At 41.1% G+C, this 19,262-nt stretch carries 23 protein-coding genes, 1 tRNA gene and 1 other RNA gene; 17 read left to right on the top strand and 8 right to left on the bottom strand.

All coding sequences use genetic code 11. The features are described 5' to 3' along the window. Positions 1-29: 29 nt before the first annotated feature. Positions 30-1,475 carry an aldehyde dehydrogenase gene (gene aldA, locus DH10bf12_RS10860; protein WP_471735309.1) on the top strand — a complete coding sequence of 482 codons (1,446 nt, stop codon included), beginning with the start codon at positions 30-32 and terminating at the stop codon, positions 1,473-1,475. A gap of 561 nt (positions 1,476-2,036) precedes the next feature. On the opposite strand, the gene DH10bf12_RS10855 is transcribed toward aldA, so the two are convergent. Further along, complete coding sequence (locus DH10bf12_RS10855) at positions 2,037-3,839, bottom strand: sensor domain-containing phosphodiesterase (protein WP_471738225.1); 1,803 nt, start codon at positions 3,837-3,839, stop codon at positions 2,037-2,039. A gap of 193 nt (positions 3,840-4,032) precedes the next feature. On the opposite strand from DH10bf12_RS10855, the gene kynA reads away from it, so the two are divergent. Next, the gene (gene kynA, locus DH10bf12_RS10850; RefSeq protein WP_471735308.1) at positions 4,033-4,851 is read left to right on the top strand and encodes a tryptophan 2,3-dioxygenase; all 819 of its coding nucleotides are present in this window, start codon (positions 4,033-4,035) and stop codon (positions 4,849-4,851) included. Positions 4,852-4,890: 39 nt separating this feature from the next. Here kynA and ssrS read toward each other — a convergent pair. Further along, positions 4,891-5,083, bottom strand: a non-coding RNA gene (ssrS, locus tag DH10bf12_RS10845) — 6S RNA. 92 nt (positions 5,084-5,175) lie between these two features. Between ssrS and DH10bf12_RS10840 the strand changes: the two genes are divergently transcribed. Further along, the gene (locus DH10bf12_RS10840) at positions 5,176-6,441 is read left to right on the top strand and encodes an ATP-binding protein (protein ID WP_471735307.1); all 1,266 of its coding nucleotides are present in this window, start codon (positions 5,176-5,178) and stop codon (positions 6,439-6,441) included. Between the two features lie 8 nt (positions 6,442-6,449). Here DH10bf12_RS10840 and DH10bf12_RS10835 read toward each other — a convergent pair whose 3' ends face one another. Further along, complete coding sequence (locus DH10bf12_RS10835) at positions 6,450-7,571, bottom strand: NAD(P)/FAD-dependent oxidoreductase (protein ID WP_471735306.1); 1,122 nt, start codon at positions 7,569-7,571, stop codon at positions 6,450-6,452. Positions 7,572-7,682: 111 nt separating this feature from the next. On the opposite strand from DH10bf12_RS10835, the gene DH10bf12_RS10830 reads away from it, so the two are divergent. Beyond that, a tRNA-Val gene (locus DH10bf12_RS10830) sits at positions 7,683-7,754 on the top strand. A 157-nt stretch (positions 7,755-7,911) separates the two neighbouring features. Here DH10bf12_RS10830 and DH10bf12_RS10825 read toward each other — a convergent pair. Then, positions 7,912-9,045, bottom strand: coding sequence for a tyrosine-type recombinase/integrase (locus tag DH10bf12_RS10825; RefSeq protein ID WP_471735305.1), 1,134 nt, complete (start codon positions 9,043-9,045; stop codon positions 7,912-7,914). A gap of 160 nt (positions 9,046-9,205) precedes the next feature. Continuing rightward, positions 9,206-9,589, bottom strand: coding sequence for a helix-turn-helix domain-containing protein (locus tag DH10bf12_RS10820; protein ID WP_471735304.1), 384 nt, complete (start codon positions 9,587-9,589; stop codon positions 9,206-9,208). 131 nt (positions 9,590-9,720) lie between these two features. Here DH10bf12_RS10820 and DH10bf12_RS10815 point away from each other — a divergent pair, with 131 nt between their 5' ends. The 13 genes from DH10bf12_RS10815 (at position 9,721) to DH10bf12_RS10755 (ending at position 15,635) form a co-directional block, all read left to right on the top strand. Next, entirely contained in the window at positions 9,721-9,975 is a 255-nt protein-coding gene (locus tag DH10bf12_RS10815; protein WP_471735303.1) for a helix-turn-helix transcriptional regulator, read from the top strand. After that, entirely contained in the window at positions 9,965-10,237 is a 273-nt protein-coding gene (locus DH10bf12_RS10810; RefSeq protein ID WP_471735302.1) for a helix-turn-helix domain-containing protein, read from the top strand. The genes DH10bf12_RS10815 and DH10bf12_RS10810 overlap by 11 nt, the downstream gene beginning before the upstream one ends. Then, the gene (locus tag DH10bf12_RS10805) at positions 10,234-10,425 is read left to right on the top strand and encodes a helix-turn-helix domain-containing protein (RefSeq protein ID WP_471735301.1); all 192 of its coding nucleotides are present in this window, start codon (positions 10,234-10,236) and stop codon (positions 10,423-10,425) included. The genes DH10bf12_RS10810 and DH10bf12_RS10805 overlap by 4 nt, the downstream gene beginning before the upstream one ends. Before the next feature lies 1 nt (position 10,426). After that, positions 10,427-11,248 (top strand): bifunctional DNA primase/polymerase, encoded by an 822-nt coding sequence (locus tag DH10bf12_RS10800; RefSeq protein ID WP_471735300.1) that lies wholly within the window; start codon positions 10,427-10,429, stop codon positions 11,246-11,248. 4 nt (positions 11,249-11,252) lie between these two features. Continuing rightward, a complete protein-coding gene (locus DH10bf12_RS10795; protein WP_471735299.1) occupies positions 11,253-12,866 on the top strand; it encodes a hypothetical protein in 1,614 nt (537 codons plus the stop codon). Continuing rightward, positions 12,863-13,285: a hypothetical protein gene (locus DH10bf12_RS10790; protein WP_471735298.1), complete on the top strand. Its 423-nt coding sequence runs from the start codon at positions 12,863-12,865 to the stop codon at positions 13,283-13,285. Before DH10bf12_RS10795 ends, DH10bf12_RS10790 begins: the two co-directional genes overlap by 4 nt. Then, entirely contained in the window at positions 13,282-13,416 is a 135-nt protein-coding gene (locus DH10bf12_RS10785; protein WP_471735297.1) for a hypothetical protein, read from the top strand. The genes DH10bf12_RS10790 and DH10bf12_RS10785 overlap by 4 nt, the downstream gene beginning before the upstream one ends. A gap of 3 nt (positions 13,417-13,419) precedes the next feature. Continuing rightward, a complete protein-coding gene (locus DH10bf12_RS10780) occupies positions 13,420-13,608 on the top strand; it encodes a hypothetical protein (RefSeq protein ID WP_471735296.1) in 189 nt (62 codons plus the stop codon). Positions 13,609-13,614: 6 nt separating this feature from the next. Then, complete coding sequence (locus tag DH10bf12_RS10775) at positions 13,615-14,214, top strand: hypothetical protein (RefSeq protein ID WP_471735295.1); 600 nt, start codon at positions 13,615-13,617, stop codon at positions 14,212-14,214. Between the two features lie 15 nt (positions 14,215-14,229). Continuing rightward, on the top strand, positions 14,230-14,397 hold the full coding sequence (locus DH10bf12_RS10770; protein WP_471735294.1) for a hypothetical protein: 168 nt from the start codon (positions 14,230-14,232) through the stop codon (positions 14,395-14,397). 67 nt (positions 14,398-14,464) lie between these two features. Beyond that, the gene (locus DH10bf12_RS10765) at positions 14,465-14,671 is read left to right on the top strand and encodes a hypothetical protein (protein ID WP_471735293.1); all 207 of its coding nucleotides are present in this window, start codon (positions 14,465-14,467) and stop codon (positions 14,669-14,671) included. A gap of 5 nt (positions 14,672-14,676) precedes the next feature. Then, positions 14,677-14,886, top strand: a complete 210-nt coding sequence (locus tag DH10bf12_RS10760; protein WP_471735292.1) for a hypothetical protein — start codon at positions 14,677-14,679, stop codon at positions 14,884-14,886. Positions 14,887-15,215: 329 nt separating this feature from the next. Further along, positions 15,216-15,635 (top strand): hypothetical protein, encoded by a 420-nt coding sequence (locus tag DH10bf12_RS10755; RefSeq protein ID WP_471735291.1) that lies wholly within the window; start codon positions 15,216-15,218, stop codon positions 15,633-15,635. A gap of 23 nt (positions 15,636-15,658) precedes the next feature. Here DH10bf12_RS10755 and DH10bf12_RS10750 read toward each other — a convergent pair whose 3' ends face one another. From DH10bf12_RS10750 to DH10bf12_RS10740, 3 genes are all read right to left on the bottom strand, one after another. Next, complete coding sequence (locus DH10bf12_RS10750; protein WP_471735290.1) at positions 15,659-17,647, bottom strand: TRAP transporter permease; 1,989 nt, start codon at positions 17,645-17,647, stop codon at positions 15,659-15,661. Next, positions 17,640-18,161, bottom strand: coding sequence for a DUF1850 domain-containing protein (locus DH10bf12_RS10745; RefSeq protein ID WP_471735289.1), 522 nt, complete (start codon positions 18,159-18,161; stop codon positions 17,640-17,642). Before DH10bf12_RS10745 ends, DH10bf12_RS10750 begins: the two co-directional genes overlap by 8 nt. 81 nt (positions 18,162-18,242) lie before the next feature. Next, positions 18,243-19,214 carry a TAXI family TRAP transporter solute-binding subunit gene (locus DH10bf12_RS10740; protein ID WP_471735288.1) on the bottom strand — a complete coding sequence of 324 codons (972 nt, stop codon included), beginning with the start codon at positions 19,212-19,214 and terminating at the stop codon, positions 18,243-18,245. Positions 19,215-19,262: the final 48 nt, after the last annotated feature.

The raw sequence follows: 19,262 nt of genomic DNA, 5'->3' as shown, positions 1-19,262 counted from the left end.
TACACTATTACACATTTAGGAGGATTTTTATGAATCAGCATAAATTATATATTAATGGGCAATACACAGAGTCAACCGGCGATGAATGGATTGATATTATCAATCCTGCTACTGAAGAAGTCATTTCAAGAACACCTAAAGGTACAGAAGAAGATGTGAACAAAGCAATAGATGCTGCTTTTGAAGCACAGAAGCAATGGGAAAAGGTCCCTTCTAACGAACGTGGTCAGATCGTCAGAAAGCTTGGTGATAAGATTCAGGAAAAGCGCGAAACATTTATTAAGCTGCTGATTGAAGAACAGGGTAAACCGAAAGATCAGGCAAGCGACGAAGTGGATACAGCGATCAAATACTTTCATTACATGTCTGAGTGGGCTCGAAGAATTGAAGGTGAAATCCTTCCAAGTGACCGTCCAAATGAAAACATACTGATTTATAAAAAACCTATTGGAGTTGTAGCCGGGATTGTACCGTGGAACTTCCCAGTATTTATCCTCGCAAGAAAAGTAGCAACTGCATTAATTGCAGGGTGCTCTATCGTACTTAAACCGAGTCAGCAGACGCCAAACACAGCAGCTGAATTCACGAAAATTGTTGATAGCATGGAGGAGATCCCTAAAGGCGTATATAACTACGTAACAGGGACAGGTTCCACCATTGGAAACGTGATGGCTTCACACCCTAAGGTCGGCATTATTACAATGACAGGGAGTGTTGGTGCAGGAACGAAGGTAATGGAAGCAGCTGCACAGAATATTACGAAAGTAAACCTCGAGCTCGGCGGGAAAGCACCTGCGATCGTAACAGAGAATGCAGATCTAGACCTTGCTGTGAAGCATATCGTGACTTCACGTCTGACTAACTCAGGACAGGCATGCACCAATGCTGAGCGTGTTTACGTTCAGGAATCAGTAGCTGAAACATTTACAAAGAAACTGACTGAAGCAATGGAAAAATCACAGGCAGGCAATCCAAACGAGGAATCCAACCTGGATCTTGGACCATTAGTCAGCAAAGATCGACTTGACACTGTTCATGAGATGGTTCAAAAGGCAGTTGAAGAAGGTGCAGAAATTTTGACAGGTGGAAAGCCGCTTGATCGCGACAAAGGGTTCTTCTATGCTCCTACCGTTATCGGAAATGCGAAACACAGCATGTCAATTATTAAAGAAGAAATATTTGGTCCAGTACTTCCAATCGTAACGTACAATACTCTTGATGAAGCGATTGAAATGAGTAATGATACTGAATTTGGACTATCATCATCTGTTTATACTGAAAATTATCATGAAGCAATGAGAGTGATCAACGGACTGAAGTTTGGTGAAACGTTTGTTAACCGTGAAAATTTCGAAGCACTTCAGGGTTATCATGCCGGTGTGAGAAAATCAGGACTTGGCGGTGCTGATGGAAAGCACGGTCTGGACGACTTCCTTGTTACTCACGTCGCATACATGCAGTATAAAACAGAATAATATATCAAAAGACCCACAAATTTTAAATTTGTGGGTCTTTTTTCTTTTTTTCAATACCTTCTGTTTAAACGACTGACTTCCGGGAATAGACTAATATCACTAAAAACAGAGCGTTTAACATAGGAGGACATCATCATGAGAGAAGAAAACGTTTCATATACAAAGTCGGATATACTTACAGGATTTGCCGGAACAGGGGTTATTACTGCCATCCTACTCTTTCTTACTAGTATTTAATCAATTACAATTAAATCAACTGACAATGACTTCTGCTCACTAAGTGGAAGTCTTTTTTTATGAAAAATCAGGAGTTAAAGACATGAAAATGTGATTTAAATGGTATCGTGCTTGCCCGTACTATTTTGGGATGGCAGCGCTGATTCAGGAGTCTGAAATATTCGAGGCAATGTTTCTTATCATATTATTGTCTTTATGAGCGTGAAGTTACCTCTATCAGTATCAGGCCGATCTCCTTCGCTATAAAACTCCCGTTGCAGGCGTATTCTGTCAAAAGGATATAATTAAAAAGCAGCCTCTGATTTAATCTCAGGCTGCTTTGCATTATAGCTGATCGTCAAAACGGGACATCCATGAATCCAGCTCATCTGACGGCATTGGTCTGCTGATCAGATAACCCTGAAAATGGTCACAGCCCAGCTGCTTCAACAGATTCAACTGTTCGGTTGATTCGACACCCTCTGCGATCACAGACAGCTTAAGGTTTCCTGCAAGGTCTATAATGGTTTTAACCAGTGCCTCACTTTTTTTATTATCCGTCAGCACCTTTACAAATTCCCTGTCAATCTTGATTTCATGGACAGGATAGTCCTGCAGATAAACAAAGGCTGAAAACCCTGTACCAAAGTCATCGATTGAAAGCCTGATTCCCTCATTACTGAAAAGATTCAAACGTTCAATGACAAGCTTATTTTCTTCCATTGCAACAGATTCTGTAATCTCAAGACACAGCTGTTCCGGAGAGACATGATAGAGCGCAAGAGCTCTGAAAATCATATCTGGCAGCTTTTCATGAATAAACTGTCTAGGTGAGATGTTAATTGAGATTCCCACATCCCCTCTCCCCTGACGATTAAGGGTGCTTAATCGTTTAATCGATTCCTCAATGATCCATTCTCCCAGCGGCACAATAAACCCTGTTGATTCAGCCAGTGGAATAAACACATCAGGAGCAACAAGACCAATCTCGGGATGGTTCCATCTGACAAGCGCCTCAAAGCCTGTTATTTCACCTGTAGAAGCTTTAATTTGAGGCTGATAATATAATGTGAACTGATTCAGCTCCAGTCCTTTTCTCAGGTTCATTTCTATTTCAAAGTGATCTCTGCTTGAATCCTTCATATCTTCTGTAAAGTAAGTCAGGCTGCTTCTTGATGAGGTGTCTTTTCCTCTGTTGAGTGCAATCTGGGCAGTCTGCAACAGCTCTTTAGCAGAGCATCCTGACTGGCTGATACCAAAGCTGAAGGAAGCAGCAACATCCAGGTTATTTATTTTAAAAGGAGTTGTCAGTAAAAATTGTATCTGATGAATTCTTTCTTCTATGTTTGACTGATCTGTAAAAAATATAAAGTGTGCCTGGTCTGCTTTAGCCAAAAATTCACCGTGCTTTAATATCCTGCTGAACCTGTCAGCAATTTTTTTAATGATCATGTCGCCGGAATCATAACCAAGTGCATCAACCATCTGGTGCAGTTGATCGATCTCAATAAAACAGACGCTGGCATGCTTAACTTTGTCCATTCTGCTGTCTGTTTCTTTGTAGAACATATTTAAGTTGGGTAATGATGTCAGCTGGTCATAATAAGCGAGATGCTCGAGTTTGTTTTCGAGCTCCTGCTGTTGAATGCTGTCAAAAAGAAATGCAATAAGGTCTGCAAAGCTTCCAGCCAGGGATTCATCAAGCTTTCCCCAATCTTTCTGACTTGAAGTTTCACAGCAGATAACCCCTATTACACCATTAGCCATCACGATGGGTGCATCTATTATTGAACGGATGTTCCCTGCCTGTTCAAAATAATCAGGGTATAGTTCCCTGACCCGTTTATCTGTTGAAACATCTGTTATGGAAAGTACTCGCGTCTCCTGCAGCAGGCTAAAGTAATGTGGAAATTGTTCTTTATGTAAGATAGCACCATTTGTATGGCTGCCATGATAAACATTCACTGCGTTCAAAGCAGGCTGCTCCTGGTCAAAGACCCACACACCGACCCTTTCGCATTGAATCATTTCTGACATCGCTTCACAAAGCTGTTCAACTGTGGACTGAAGTTCAATCGCAGAAATTCTTTTCGCTTTAGCTAACTGAAAAAGCCGCTGCTGCTGAATTCTGAAAAGAGAATGATTCATCGTAGACAATGTTTTCACCTTCTTTTTACAAAAATAATACATCGTAATGATAAAGACCTATATAATGTATTCCAATGAATAAATTTTACCACAAACCTCATATAAGTTTTACATTATTTTTAATTTTTCCTCATCACTGGATCGTTTTGTTAAAATGGTAACCAACACGTGATAAAAAAAGGAAGTGTTCAGAATGAGTGACAAACATGTATACACAGATTTTAAAAATGACATGACTTATGCTGACTACCTGTCTCTTGACCAGCTGCTTGCTGCACAGAACCGGCTTTCAGGTCATCATGATGAGATGCTCTTTATCGTGATCCATCAGGTAAGTGAGCTGTGGATGAAACTGATCATTCATGAAATTCAGGCTGCCTGTGAATCACTCCGCCATAACCAGTTTGAACCGGCTTTTAAACAGCTGGCGCGCGTATCAAAAATACAGGAACAGATTATTAAAGCCTGGGATGTACTGGCAACAATGACCCCTTCTGAATACATTGAGTTTCGTGACTCACTCGGTAAAGCATCAGGGTTTCAGTCATATCAGTACAGGCTGATTGAATTTTCACTTGGATATAAAATCCCGCATATCCTCAAAATTTATGAACAGGATAAGGAAGTTTTTAAAGTGCTTGAGAAGGCGTATGAAGAAAAGGGGCTTTATGATCTTGCAATAGATAAACTCTCAGAAGCAGGGTTTCATATTCCAAAACATCTTCTGAACAGGGAATTTTCCAAGCCCTATGTTAAAAGTGATGAAGTTAAGGCGGCTTGGAGTGAAGTATATAAAGATTCTCAGACGTACTGGACACTTTATCAGCTTGCTGAGAAACTGGTCGACCTTGAAGACTGGCATCAGCAGTGGCGATTCCGTCATATGAAAACAGTAGAACGTATTATCGGTTTCAAAAAAGGTACAGGTGGTTCCTCAGGCGTTAACTATTTAAAAAACGTGCTGGATACTTATTTCTTTCCGGAGCTTTGGGAATTGAGAACGGAGCTTTAAAGAGGTTTCAGGTATTAAAAAAACCGGGGAGACCCCGGTTTTACAGCCGCCTTTGCCGTAGTTTAATTAAGAAAGTTTTTAAACCACCACTCCTCAAAGTGGGTGTTCGCAAAAGCATTCATGCGCGTCCTCATACGCTGATGAGGCATGACAATCCCGCTTTTATTTAAAACTCCCGTTACAAGATCAAAGGTTAAAACTTACTTAGGACATACGAACAACGCAGCCTGAATTAGAATCATAGCGCAACTGCTGACTTTTTTCAATCTAAATGCTTCAAATTATGATATGATACGTACTGACTAATTGTATGGAGTTTGATATATGGACGTATTAACAAAAGACCTGCTGGTGAACTTTTTACTAATGATCCTGCCGTTATTATTTATACAGATTGTTTATTTTTATTCATACCGCAATCGCCTTGAAAAGAAAGAAGGAAAATTTGCAGCTATTTTTCCAGCTATTTCTATTCTGCTATGCCTCTCCTTCCCTTTTACCATTAATGAAGGTTTTCTATGGGATCTGCGCGCTATCCCGATTGTTCTTGGCACATTATATGGCGGCTACAGGATGGGCATCTTTCTAACAGTAGTCGCTTTGATCAGCCGGGCTGTACTCGGTGGTGATGGCGTATTGGTATCAACGATTACACTGTGTCTGATCTGGATTTTATATCTTGTTTTTATGAAGCAGTTTCAGCGCTCAAAGATTCCGGGTAAAATCATGATTAGCACCTTACTGGTTTCATTTCTTGTTCTGTGCAACCTGACACTATCTTATTTGATTTTCGATGTTTTAATGCCATTTGATGTATGGGTGACATTTACGACTATCAACATTATCGGTCTGATTATTGCACTGATTTTATGGGAGATCATCAGAACGAATTTCCTGATCTTAAATGATTTAATCAGAGCTGAAAAACTTTCTGTCGTCAGTCACCTTGCAGCAAGCATTTCACATGAAGTAAGAAACCCGCTCACAGTCAGCAGAGGTTTTATTCAGATGGCGCTTCAGGATCGTGATGAGGACGGTAAACAACACTATTATTTAAACACTGCATTAAAAGAGATCGATCATGCAACGGATATCATTAATGATTATCTCACATTCGCGAAGCCGACTTCTGATCGGCAGAATATCATTATGATTAAAGAAGAACTGAATCATTCAGTTAATGTGATCCAGCCGCTCGCTAATATGAATCATGTAAATATTCACCTGCAGGATCAGATTCCCGAGAATGCACTTCTGCTTGCGGAAAAGAAACAATTCCAGCAAAGCATGATCAATATATTTAAAAATGGAATTGAAGCAATGCCTGACGGCGGTGTTTTATCAATCAGTATTTCCCAGCAAACTAAGCAGTATATATTACATGTCTCTGATCAGGGTCACGGTATGTCTGACGAAGAGGTCAACAGACTGGGCGAGCCATATTTTTCAACGAAAGAAAAAGGCACGGGTCTTGGACTGATGGTTTCATACAGTATAATTAAAGCAATTGGTGGTTCTGTAAAGGTATCCAGTGTTAAAAAGCACGGCACTACTTTTGAGATTAGTCTGCCTGTTTATACAGCAAAATAAAAGAGCGCTTATCGGCGCTCTTTTATAATATTCTCTACCGAATAGTCTTCGGGATTTATTTTTGACTCCTGACCTAAAGCCATTTTTGCTACTTCTGATCCTATGAATGGACCTGATGTTAACCCTGAAGAACCGAGACCGTTAATAAAAAGCATATTCGGAATTCCGGGGAATGGCCCTGCTACCGGCAGAAATCCGGGCGTAAACGGTCTGTACCCTACTCTTGTCTCTATATATTCTGATTCATTGAGACTGCCCGCAATAGCCAGCGTTTTATTCAGAATGCCAAAGACGCCGCCGGCTGTGACTTTATCATCCATTGGTCTGTCGTTTTCATGCGTTGTACCTGCAACAATACGGTGATCATCAAATGCAAGCAGATACTGATCTCCCGGTGGCATGACTACAGGAAGCTCACTCGTATCCTCAGCTACTCCTAAATGCGTAATTTGCGCTTTTTGATAGGAAACGTCAACCTTTATATGCAGACTATTTAATATTTCCGGCGCCCAGGCGCCTGCCGCTAAAATAATATGATCAGCAGACAGTTTTTCTTCATTTACAGATACGACTGGAGACTGTTTTTCATCACTCAGAATTTCTGCATGACCGGTGATCAGCCTTCCCCCGTTTTTTATCATTCCATTAATCAGTGACTGCCTTAGCTTCCTTCCATCTACCCGTGCTGCTCCGGAGACGTGGACACCGAAGTAATCCTCAGTCAGATACGGGAAATGCCGCTTAACCTCTTCAGCATCTAATGCACTGATCTCACCTATTTCAGGTGCCTCTTCTCTCTTTTTCATCGCCCGTTCAATCATCTTATCTCTCTTCGATTTTTCAAGATGCAGTGCGATGCCGCCTGTTTTTTTATAACCGGTATCATTTTCCCCGTCGCGGTTCAGCATATCGATTAATTCCGGATAATAAGCAGCACCCTCTCTCACCAGAAAATACCACTGTTTATTTCTTCTTTGTGAAAGCCATGGACAGATAATCCCTGCTGCAGCACCTGTAGCCTGCCCTGGATCTTCCCGGTCGATTAATATCACTTCACACGGTTGTTTTGATAAATAATAGGCAGCTGAAGCACCTGCGATGCCTCCACCTATGACGATAATCTTTTTCATCGATACACCTCATTTAAACGTCTATTTTAAAACAATAACTGATTGACAATGAATTGTCTAAAAGGTATTATAATATTTGTCCCAACTCATATGGGATTAACTACATATAATGACCTGTTAGCTCAGTGGGAGAGCACTTCCTTGACAGGGAAGGGGTCGGGGGTTCAAGTCCCTCACAGGTCATCAGCTTGAAGCCCTTACATATCAACACTTGTGAGGGTTTTTTCTATTTGAGAATAAATTCAATCTGGCGTATTTGTTGACCAATTGTTGACCATTTTCAAAAGTAGAATATTTGTTCCCCTATTTCTCCATAAAAAAACACCGCTTTTAACGGTGCTTAAATGTAATCCTCATTCAGTAGATCAGCTATTTTCTGATCCGCTTCTTCCAGATAGTGACCATATATATTAGTCGTGATGGTATATGATGAATGACCAAGCCTTTTAGAGATTGAATGAAGATTAGCCCCTCTATTAATCAGATCAGTAGCAGCCGTATGGCGCAGATCATGGAAACGGATCTTTTTAAAGCCTGTCCGCTCAAGAAACCTCATCCACCATCTATTTGGTGATCCTAAATGCAACGGCTTGCCTAAATCGGATGAAAATACAAAAGTATACTTTCCGCCTTCCCATAGTTCCTTTGATTCCATTCTGTCAGTCTTCTTAATATAGATGTGCTTCTTCAATTCCTCCATTAGCTTCACTGGTGGCGCTACCTTACGAATAGAATTCTTTGTTTTCGGCTCTTTAAGGAAGTATCCCCCATCCTTTGTATAGCTGAGTGAGTGCCTGACATGAATTAGGTTATTGGTGAAGTCTATGTCATTCCACTGAAGCCCCAGCAGTTCCCCTTTTCGTAGACCAGTCTTTAACGCCACCTTCACCATTAACGCCATTTGCTTATTTTCTTCCTTATTAAGTAGCTGGTACAGTTTACTCAGTTCAGTTGAATTATACACTGCCCCTGCTTTATACGTCACAGTGGGCGGATCTACCTTTTCAATCGGATTCTTCTTTATGATGTCATTCTTCTTTGCCAGATTGAAAATGCTACTCAATACGTTATAGTTCTTCTTTAATGAAGCTGAAGACAGTTTCTCCGCTTCTAATTGGTGTAAATAGTCGCTTATGTGGAAGTGCGTGACATCCTCCATCTTATAATGAGATAACGCTGGTATGATCCTGCTATCCAATACATAGTTGTACGTTTCCATTGTGCCAGGTGCCAGCTTCTTTATAGCGTGTTTACGCCATACATTCACATAGTCCCCAAAGCGTGTATGTGAGGGTGCGACATATTCACCAGTTTCTATCTCAGTGATAAAGGCTGCCAACATCTTTTTAGCTTGTGTATGGTTCTTTGCCTTTATGGTGCGTGTCTTTCTGATCCGTCTACCTTCAGCATTATAACCAACATGATACACCAACAAGTATGACCCATTCCCTCTATCTTGAATACTTCCTGCCATGTCCTCTTCTCCTCCTCTTTTTTTGTAATAAATATAGGTTATCGTCGCTTCGTCACCTATCGTCGCCAATCCTTATATATAAACGGTTACAAAGGTGTCGATATGGTCACGATAAATATTTATAGTAACGATAATCAGTGTAAGTGAGTGGTCAATTTATCTACTCGTCACCTTTATAAATGAACGCTTCAATATACTTAATAATATTTTCAACATCCTCTTTTACTAATTGCTGATCCTTATATCTCATTCTGGATGATGTTGTCAGTAATTCTTTCAAGTCAGCGCTATTAATGTAGTGCTGGATCGGATCATGATTCTTGTAACCACTAATAATGTTGGTTTTCATTTGTAATTCATACAAAGGTATACCGAAACCTTTAGCCAGCTTCTTCTGCATTTCATTAGTAGGGTTTTTGTTGTGGTCATTTTCTAATTGAGATAAGTAAGCGTGCGAAATACCTGCTCTTCTCGCTAATTCTCTACCTGACAACTTCTTCTCTAATCGAAGATCTTTTAAGGACTTACCAAAGCTTTTATTCATAGTATCTCCTCCTGTTAGTTATCATTTTACAATCAAACGGACAATAAAACAAACGTTTTTTGTCACAATGGTTGATTTTTATAAACATTTGTTTTATATTAGATATATCAAACAGTAAAGGGGATGATTTTGTGAACATTCAATTCAAGGATAAAGACCTGGTAAGACTTGAAATTGCTAAAAAAGGTCTGTCTGCTAGAGAGTTCTCTAAGCAGATAAACGTATCGCAGTCTTATTTATCGCAGCTTCTAAACAGCAAAAAAACATTAGCAGCCAAAACAGCCTATAAAATTAGTGAGGGGTTAGGCTTACCTTTTGAGAGTGTTTTTACGATCAAAACGGTTGATAAAACGAACACTAAGGTCGGTGAATTAAATGACCGATAAAGAATTATTCATCCTTGAAAACGCTGAAGAATGGAAAGCGACTGGCGAGCAGCATAAGCAGATCCGTGAGAAGTTAGGGTTAACATTAGCCGCAATGGCGAAAACGCTGGGTACAAGTGCAAGCAGACTATCACGCTTTGAAAAAGGGTTGCCAGTTCAATCAGTGAATCAACTGATTAAAGGTTACAAGCTGCTTCACGACTATTTAACTTTAATGAAAGCTATCGGGGATCTTGCTAAATCTGAGGAGGGGGAACAATGAAAGAAGTTGTAAGAAGCACGCTAACCACAAAAGAAGCCGCTGAATACTTAGGGATCAGTGTAGATATGGTGTTTAAGATGGTTCGGGAAAAGCGCATACCACATTTCAGAGTAGGAAGAAGAATCCTGTTTAGGGTGTCCAGTATTGATGAGTGGATTGAGCAGCAGGAATGTAAAGGGATTGTGTGAAATGAAGTCACTTGAAGCGGCTCTATGGTACGCTACAAAGCTAAATTGGGCGGTCTTCCCCCTTCATAGTGTGGTAGATGGTAAATGTACTTGCGGCAAAGATTGCCCTTCTCCAGCTAAACATCCGAGAACATCTAACGGGGTGCTGGCAGCCACAACTGACACTCACACAATTAGAAATTGGTTCACTAAACATCCAATATCAAATGTCGGCATAGCAACTGGCAGAATTAGCGGCATTTTCGTATTAGATGTAGACACTCACTTAAATGATGGATATGACACTTTAGAAGCATTAACGGATCAATACGGACAGCTACCAGACACCGTACAAGCCATTACTGGAAGTGGTGGATCTCATTTCTTCTTTAAATATGCTGAAGGGATCGGGAACAAAACAAACCTATTTCGTTCCATTGACATTAGAGGTGATGGCGGCTATATCGTAGCAGCCCCAAGCGTTCATATTAGCGGTAAAAAGTACGAGTTTGAAGTTTCATCCTATCCGCATGAACAGCCGATTGCTGAAGCCCCTGAATGGCTGATACAGGCTATACAAGGCAATAAGTCAGCCGAACAAAAGAAGCACACGAGCGGTCACTGGTCTTCTATTATGAGCGGACTGTCTGAAGGTGAAGGCAGAAACAATGCAGCGGCTTCCCTTGCAGGTCATTTACTTAGAAGGTATATAGATCCTTATCTGGTAATTGAAATTATGCACTTGTGGAATGAAAGGAACGATCCCCCACTAGCTGAAGAGGAACTGAAAACAATTCTTAACTCAATAGCTGGGAAGGAATTAAAACGTAGGAAAGGCGGTTGATACAGTGGAAAACATTGAAGCATTAGCGCAAGAACAGGAACAAGAATCGAAAGAAGAAAAGAAAACACAAGCGCAAATACTTGTTGGATTAGCTTCAGATTTTGATTTATTTTACGACGATCAATCAACCGCTTATGCAAGAATAGCGGTCAATGGACATTATGAAGTGTGGGCGATCCGATCCAGTGATGTAAAGCTGATACTGGTTGGTAGATACCTTGAGCATTTTGAGGATAGAGTACCAGGAAGCCAAGCGTTATCAGACGCACTCATGGCATTAGAAGCAAAAGCACGTTTAAAGGGTACTAAAAGGAACGTTCATATAAGAGTGGCGGAAACGGATGAAGCGATTTATCTGGATCTATGCAACGAGAATTGGCAGGTCGTAGAAATAAAAAAAGAAGGCTGGAAAGTGATAGATCATTCGCCTGTCTATTTCAAAAGGTCGAATAATATGGGATCACTTCCTGCCCCTATGCCAGATGGTTCCGTAAACGATCTGAGAAGGTTTATCAATTTTAAAGATGAACCAGATTATAAGTTAATTATAGCATGGTTGCTATCAACTTTCCGAGAAAATTCACCTTATCCAATATTAAACATTCAAGGCGAACAGGGAAGCAGTAAATCAACTACAACTAAAGTATTGAGAACTATTATAGATCCCTCTTCCCTCCCCTTACGTGCGTTACCGAGAGATGAAAAGGATCTAGTTATAGCAGCTAATAACACGCATATTCTGGCGTTTGATAACCTATCTGGCTTACCAGCGGATATGAGTGACGCACTGGCTAAAGTATCAACTGGTGGAGGGTTAGCCACAAGAAAGCTATACAGTGACAATGAGGAAAGCGTGTTTCAAGTCATGCGCCCAATGATTTTGAACGGAATCGACGACATCAGCGCCAAGCCGGATCTACTTGACCGCAGCATTATATTAAACCTCCCTTCTATTCCAGAGGATCAGCGCAAAGATGAGAAAACATTCAAGCGAGAATTTGAAGCGCACAGGGCTAGTATATTAGGTGGCTTGTGTACGGTGGTAGCTGGTGCATTAAAGGCATTACCGCATACAAAGCTATCAAAAGCCCCACGTATGGCAGACTTTGCCCTATTCGTAACAGCGGCAGAGAAAGCATTAAGCTGGGAAGAAAATGAATTCATTAACATCTATAACGAGAACAGGGAAACCGCAGTCGATCAAGGTATAGAATCAGATCCATTTGCAACCGCAATACTTGAGCTGATGAAGCGAACTGATGAGTTTGAAGGTAATGCCACTCAGCTATTATCTGAAGCCGCTCGCTATGTAGATGAACGTACAAGGCGCAGTAAAGCCTTTCCGACATCCAGAAGCGTGAGAAACAGGCTTAGAAGGATCAATCCATCATTGAAGAAGAAAAACATCCTTTATATTGAGTGGGAAAGCAGGAAGTTTAAAACGCTGAAACTGGTTGCAATTAAAGATGGTGACGATAACGCAACAACTGGTGACGATAAAAATAATACTTCAGCACCGCACAAAGGTGATTATATCAACGCTGGCGACGATAGGTTACGAAGTGACGATAATTTCCCTACTCTCTCTAAAGAAGAAAAAGAGGATCTCTTAATATGAGAGATCCCTTACAGCTAGTCGAGTATCTTGAATCTATCGGTCATGGCGTGAATGCTGAAAGTGGTCAACTAAGAATCGCACAAGGAAGCCGCCTTCCCCCTTCCCTACTTGAATCACTCAGAGAGCATAAGCAAATCATATTGGATATGCTTCAGCATGACAGCGTTATGAAGGATATAGGCTGCATGGTAGGGATCACAGGCACATTGTATTTTAAGTCCATTAGCTTCTCCAGTACCGCATATATGGAACTGTCAGGGGGTGAATGGCTTGTGTATCGTCAAACAGATTACAGCGGGCAGATCTCCACCAGCAGATATAAAGAGATTGCAAGAGGTCAAAACTTTGATGATGTGTTCAACAGATTTAACAACTATCTCAGCTACATTGAGAGCAAGCAACTGGAGGTGAGTATATGAAAGACTTTTCAGCCGCTATCAAAGCGATTAAGGAAGCAGCAGAGATTCAGAAGGTATCAGAGGATAAAGTCATTATAGAGATTGTAAGCCAGTACGCAGCACCATATCTAAAGAGTATTAAGGAGGGGTAACTGATGAATGAGCCAGATGTCAATGAGTTCCGCAAAGCTTTTGGGCTTCCTCTATTAGAAGAGGACAACCGAACAGACGTAGAGAAAGCGCTGGGAATACCAGCAGCGCCAAAGCCGCCAAAAGATGAACATGAGGCGTTCATCCAAGCATTAGGGGTTCACAATAAAAACAACACACAAAAAGGAGAATGATAAACTATGAAAAATCTAAATGAACTATTACAAGCAAAAGAACAGGAATTTGCAGTATTAATCCAACAGAAGCAGGATCTTGAGCAAGAATTAAGCGAACTGACTGCAAAGCATAAGGGCAGTGTAAGCGATATGCAAAAAAGTGAACAGGCTGGCTTAATGGACAAATTTAAAAAGGCGTTACGCTTGAAAAAGGATCTGTCCAGAGAGATCGAAGACACGCAGGAAACACTAGACATGATTAATAATAAGGTCACAGCATATAAGCAAGCTGGTGAGCCTGGTTCAATGCAGACAGTAAGCGCAGCGGTTGATAAAGATCTCAATGATAAAAAGGTCGAGTTAAAACCTAAATTTGATGAGATGAACACAAAGCTGGAGGAAGCATTGGCGCTATATGAAGAAATCGGTGAATCTTACAAAGCGTTCGAAAGTGAAGCTAGAGAAAAAGTGAAAAAGATCTCCTCTTATATCGCCAGACCAACACAGGATCACATTAGACAGAGTTTTGAATTTAGAACCATTGGCTATAAATCTGATGTGATTGAAGAGTACAAGAAGGTTAAAAGGAAAGAAGAACATGAGGCGCAATTAGCAAATAAATAGGCATGAGGTGATCTTATGAACATTGAAAGCAGATTAAATAAGATTGAGGAATATGTAGCAGGTATGGGGAATAGAAAACAAGCCTTTTCGATTATGAAGAGGCTCTCTTCCCTCCCACCACAGGCGGATCATGCTTCTTTATTGGTCGAGTTATGGGAACTAAACAATAATAAAGTGATGTAAAATGTCATAAAACATATGGCACAAACAATCATCATATAAGCGATTTACAAGGAGGTGTAGGGCATATATGAAAAACAGGCGTATTAAGTCCCCCACTCATGTTAGGCAGGTTGTCAGCGAGCAGATCAATAAATTACGTGCTGAAGAGGTTACTAAAGAGGAAGTGGACAAAGCCAGGGCTATCGGCTATCTATCAAATGTGGCACTGTCAGCGATTAAAGATGGTGAGTTAGAAGAACGTATTAAAGAGATTGAGCGCAAACTAAAGGGGTGAATGATATGGACTTATCAGCACGTTTAAGGCGGCTGGAGGGTATGCATAAGGCACAGGGGAAACGAGTTCACATTATAAAAGTTGGTAAAGGGTTAGATGTCGAGAATGAGGAACAATTGGAACATGAGCTGATGAAGCCGAAATATGAAAACGCTACTGTCATTATTGATAACATTCCAAAGCCACAGCAGCATCCAGAAGAGCAAGGGGAATAGATCCCCCTGCTTTTTTTGTTGTCCAAACTTGTTGACCACTTGTTGACCAATTCGGAAATTATTGACCACTCTTCATCTACCCTATCCAATTCAAACGTGAATAAACGCTGATATATCAAGCCTCAGCAAACATCATACTAATTGAGAAAACGAGATGTACAGACTTGACAGGGAAGGGGTCGGGGGTTCAAGTCCCTCACAGGTCATCCCGAAAAGCACTTTGATAAAAGTGCTTTTTTCATGCGCTGACAAAACAGAATCTAATCATTAGAATGGAGATAAGCAGATAGAGATTCAGCTACCATTGTTTCTGCTGAAAAGGAGATCATATGAACACTTATCTTTTCTGGCTGATTCAATTATCCTGGGGTTTATTAATTAATATTCCCGGTCTATTGATTTCATTGTTTTTAATATGTTCAGGAAAAAAACCGAAACAATTCAATCAGGCGATTTATTTTGACACGGGTGACAAATGGGGTGGCGTTAATTTTGGTGGATTTTTTTTCGTGCAGAAAGATGCCTCTGAAAAGTTGAAATCCCACGAGTATGGGCACTGCTTTCAAAACCTTTATCTGGGTCCATTAATGCCATTTGCAGTAACAATCCCTTCAGCTGTCAGGTATCATATCCGTGCATATAAAGTAAAAAAAGGGGTTCCCTTAAAACCTTATGATGCTTTCTGGTGTGAATCGTGGGCGACGAGGTTAGGTGAAGAACATAAAAAAGCATCCCGGTATCGGATATAATTCCGAAGCCGGGATGCTTTTTATTATGCTTTTGCAGTTTGAAGATTATCTTTATCTTTTCTCTTCCATACAAACTGAAGAATCAGCAATGCAACAAATAGTCCTGCACCAAGCAGGTCACTGATGCCTTCAGGATAAATCAGCATAAGGCCTGCAGTCAGCGCAAGCACTCTTTCAATCGGGTGTACCGGTCTGTACCAGTAACCAATTACTGCTGCACCAATTGCGGTCATGCCGGCAAGTGCCGTTATAACTGATAGTGTAATTTCCCCTGCATTTGTATCAATCAGCAGCAGCTGAGGAGAAAGAACGAACATGTACGGAATGATAAATGCGCCAATGGCAAGCTTGGCGGCATTGACCCCGGTTCGTATCGGTTCCCCGCCTGATACCCCTGCGGCGGCGAACGCGGCGAGCGCTACCGGTGGCGTAATATCAGCCACAATACCAAAGTAGAATACGAATAAGTGAGCAGCCAGCGGTGGAACGTCAAGCAGAATCAAAGCTGGTGCTGCGATTGTTGCTGTAATAACATAGTTCGCGGTTGTTGGTGATCCCATACCCAGAATAATTGCTGCAAACATTGTGAAGAACAACGTCAACAACAGGATCCCGCCGGAAAGGTCCACAAGCCCGTTTGCAAGTTTCAGACCCAGTCCTGTACGTGTTACAACCCCTACAATAATCCCTGCGCAGGCTGTTGCCACAGCAACAGATAAAGCTGTTCTCGCACCGTCTGCAAGTCCATCGAAAAACTTTCTGATATTAATACGTGTATCTTTACGGATCATGCTGACCAGAATTGTAATCACAATTGAGTACAATGCTGCTCGGATGATGGAATTACCGTCAAGCAGTAAGAAAATAACAGCAAAGATTGGTGTTAATAAATAAATCTTTTTAAGCACAACTGATTTTTTCGGAATCTCTGAGTCAGGTAATCCTGTCAGACCGATTCTTTTGGCTTCAAAGTGTGTAATGATCCAGATCCCTGAAAAGTATAATAATGCAGGGATTGTAGCGGCTTTGGCGATTTCCCAGTAGGTAACGCCGCCAATGAATTCAACCATCAGGAACGCTGCCGCACCCATAATAGGCGGCATCAGCTGTCCACCGGTAGAAGCGGCTGCCTCTACACCACCGGCAAATTCTTTTCTGTAGCCCAGCCGTTTCATCATCGGAATTGTAAATGAACCCGATGTTACAACGTTTGCTACAGAACTACCGCTGATTGTGCCCTGCATTGCACTCGAGAAGATCGCTACTTTAGCAGGTCCACCGACTGCTTTACCGGCAAATGCCACGGCAAGGTCATTAAAGTACTGACCAATTCCCGTTTTTACAAGAAAAGCTCCGAAAAGCAAGAATAAGAAAATGAATGTTGCTGATACATATAATGGCGTACCAAATATACCTTCTGAAGAAATAAACATCGTATTAACTAAACCTTCCAGGTCAAGCCCTCTGTGACGAAGGAAGCCTGGCATCTGAGGACCAAATAAAGCATATGCCATAAAGGTCACTGCAATGATCATGATTGGAAGACCAACCGCACGTCTTGTTGCTTCAAGTACTAACAGAATCGCAATCAGACCTGTCCAGAAGTCCATCGGTGAAATCGATCCAATCGTATTCACGATCCGGTCTTCATTCAGCGGATAATAGGCACCTACCCAGATCGATAACAGTGCCAGAATACTGTCATACCATGTAAGTTTGTTATGTCCGACTTTCTTTTTAGTAACCGGAAATAGTAAAAATACTAAAGTTAGTGCAAAACCTAAATGAATAGATAATAGCGTCTGCCTTGGAATTGACTGTGTAACGGCGGCATAAATCTGAAAAACAGAGAATGCGATTAATCCGATAAAGACGACCCAATTCAGGAGCCCTTTATACTGTTTCGTTCTCGCATCGGGATCATATTTTGCCAGCAGATCCTTCTGTTCTTTTTCGCCAAACTGCTCTTCATCTTTATTCTCCAATTCAGCTTTGTTTTTATCCTCAGTCATCCATCCCAACTCCTCTCAAAAACTCTGATAATGTTAATTGTTTAATAGATATTGTAATAAATGTTCCAGGTTCAATATAGTCATGCAGGGCATAATCCTTGTCACGATAGTGAAATACATGACTGACTACAACCTGACTTGTATGCAGATTGATGGATGGAAATACACGATTCATATTTTCAATACGGTATTTACCATCTTTTTCAACAAACTCTTCGCCTTCGTACATTGCATTTGATGGCATACCTATCGCCATATCTTCATATTCAAGCGCCACTTGTCTTACATCGTTTTGCTGTGTGATTTCGTAAAAATCAATCACTTCTGATTGATGAATAGAATGCGTATAGCTTAACTGAAAATCTTTTTCGTCTGATACGGGGATATAGCTGATCAGTTCTCCTGATCGCTGGTGGTGAAATGTGATCGCTTGTCTGAATGGCAGAAATACAGCAGCAAAAAATACTCCTGTTATTACAATGACCACAATAGGAATCATTTTTTTCTTCTGCATTTCATTTACAACTCCATAAGAATGGGCAAACAGGTCCTTTAGGGACCTGTTTGCCGCATCATATTTCATTTAAATTCTGTATTACTGCTCGTCGTAATAACGCTGAGCACCAGGGTGAACATCGATTCCGATTCCATCCAGAGCAGTGTCAACAGTAATGAATTCACCTTTAGGGTGAGTGATTGAGTCAGTGTTTTCGAAGATTGCAGCTGTAATGTCATAAACAACATCTTCTGAAAGCTCAGAAGATACAGCAAGCATTGCCTGAACAGCTACAGTTGGAACTGCTTCTTCAAGACCATATGTGCCTGCAGCAATCTCGTCCTCTGAATAGAATGGATATTCATCCATCAGTGTCTGAGCCATATCAGCCGCGATTGGTACGATAACCACATCAACCTGAGCAGCAAGTCCTTCTACAGCTCCAGTTGGTGTACCACCTGTAATAAATGCAGCATCAATAGATCCATCCTGGATTCCAGTTGTAGAATCATCGAATGAAAGGTTTTGAACGTCCATGTCATCAAATGACATGCCGTGAACTTCAAGAATCTGCTCAGCATTCAGACGAGTACCTGAACCTGACTCACCTACTGATACAGTCATACCAGCAAGATCTTCGACTGATTCAATTCCTGAATCAGCACTTGTTACGATCTGAATTGTTTCAGGGTAAAGCGTTGCAAGTCCCTGGATTGTTTCGATTGGCGCCTCAAACATTTGTGTTCCTTCAACAGCGTAAGAAGCGATATCCGTTTGAACAAACGCAATTTCAACTTCCTCGTTATCGATCATTGCCATGTTTTCTGCTGAAGCGTTTGAAGTGTTTGCAGTTGTAGTAATACCTGTTTCATCTTCAATCAGCTGTGCAAATGTTCCACCAAGCGGGTAGTATGTACCGCCAGTACCGCCAGTAGCGATATTAATAAATTCAGGCTGTTCAGAACCGCCTTCACCATCTCCACTGCCGCTGTCATCTCCACCGCAGGCAGCAAGAATCATTGATACTGCCAGAAGCAATATCATGCTTAAATAAAACTTTTTGTTTTTCAAAATAGTTCCCCCTCCTTATAAAATTGCATAACTACGTATACCATTTTA

This window comes from Jeotgalibacillus sp. 10bf12 (genome assembly GCF_055597105.1).
Note: the sequence above shows the minus strand (reverse complement) of the source record. Positions and strands in the feature narration are given on the sequence as shown.

Excerpts from the sequence above, each read along its gene's own strand:
- aldA (WP_471735309.1), top strand. The coding sequence starts at position 30 with ATGAATCAGCATAAATTATATATTAATGGGCAATACACAGAGTCAACC.
- DH10bf12_RS10855 (WP_471738225.1), bottom strand. The coding sequence starts at position 3,839 with ATGAATCATTCTCTTTTCAGAATTCAGCAGCAGCGGCTTTTTCAGTTA.
- kynA (WP_471735308.1), top strand. The coding sequence starts at position 4,033 with ATGAGTGACAAACATGTATACACAGATTTTAAAAATGACATGACTTAT.
- DH10bf12_RS10840 (WP_471735307.1), top strand. The coding sequence starts at position 5,176 with ATGGACGTATTAACAAAAGACCTGCTGGTGAACTTTTTACTAATGATC.
- DH10bf12_RS10835 (WP_471735306.1), bottom strand. The coding sequence starts at position 7,571 with ATGAAAAAGATTATCGTCATAGGTGGAGGCATCGCAGGTGCTTCAGCT.
- DH10bf12_RS10825 (WP_471735305.1), bottom strand. The coding sequence starts at position 9,045 with ATGGCAGGAAGTATTCAAGATAGAGGGAATGGGTCATACTTGTTGGTG.
- DH10bf12_RS10820 (WP_471735304.1), bottom strand. The coding sequence starts at position 9,589 with ATGAATAAAAGCTTTGGTAAGTCCTTAAAAGATCTTCGATTAGAGAAG.
- DH10bf12_RS10810 (WP_471735302.1), top strand. The coding sequence starts at position 9,965 with ATGACCGATAAAGAATTATTCATCCTTGAAAACGCTGAAGAATGGAAA.
- DH10bf12_RS10805 (WP_471735301.1), top strand. The coding sequence starts at position 10,234 with ATGAAAGAAGTTGTAAGAAGCACGCTAACCACAAAAGAAGCCGCTGAA.
- DH10bf12_RS10800 (WP_471735300.1), top strand. The coding sequence starts at position 10,427 with ATGAAGTCACTTGAAGCGGCTCTATGGTACGCTACAAAGCTAAATTGG.
- DH10bf12_RS10790 (WP_471735298.1), top strand. The coding sequence starts at position 12,863 with ATGAGAGATCCCTTACAGCTAGTCGAGTATCTTGAATCTATCGGTCAT.
- DH10bf12_RS10785 (WP_471735297.1), top strand. The coding sequence starts at position 13,282 with ATGAAAGACTTTTCAGCCGCTATCAAAGCGATTAAGGAAGCAGCAGAG.
- DH10bf12_RS10780 (WP_471735296.1), top strand. The coding sequence starts at position 13,420 with ATGAATGAGCCAGATGTCAATGAGTTCCGCAAAGCTTTTGGGCTTCCT.
- DH10bf12_RS10775 (WP_471735295.1), top strand. The coding sequence starts at position 13,615 with ATGAAAAATCTAAATGAACTATTACAAGCAAAAGAACAGGAATTTGCA.
- DH10bf12_RS10770 (WP_471735294.1), top strand. The coding sequence starts at position 14,230 with ATGAACATTGAAAGCAGATTAAATAAGATTGAGGAATATGTAGCAGGT.
- DH10bf12_RS10765 (WP_471735293.1), top strand. The coding sequence starts at position 14,465 with ATGAAAAACAGGCGTATTAAGTCCCCCACTCATGTTAGGCAGGTTGTC.
- DH10bf12_RS10760 (WP_471735292.1), top strand. The coding sequence starts at position 14,677 with ATGGACTTATCAGCACGTTTAAGGCGGCTGGAGGGTATGCATAAGGCA.
- DH10bf12_RS10755 (WP_471735291.1), top strand. The coding sequence starts at position 15,216 with ATGAACACTTATCTTTTCTGGCTGATTCAATTATCCTGGGGTTTATTA.
- DH10bf12_RS10750 (WP_471735290.1), bottom strand. The coding sequence starts at position 17,647 with ATGACTGAGGATAAAAACAAAGCTGAATTGGAGAATAAAGATGAAGAG.
- DH10bf12_RS10745 (WP_471735289.1), bottom strand. The coding sequence starts at position 18,161 with ATGCAGAAGAAAAAAATGATTCCTATTGTGGTCATTGTAATAACAGGA.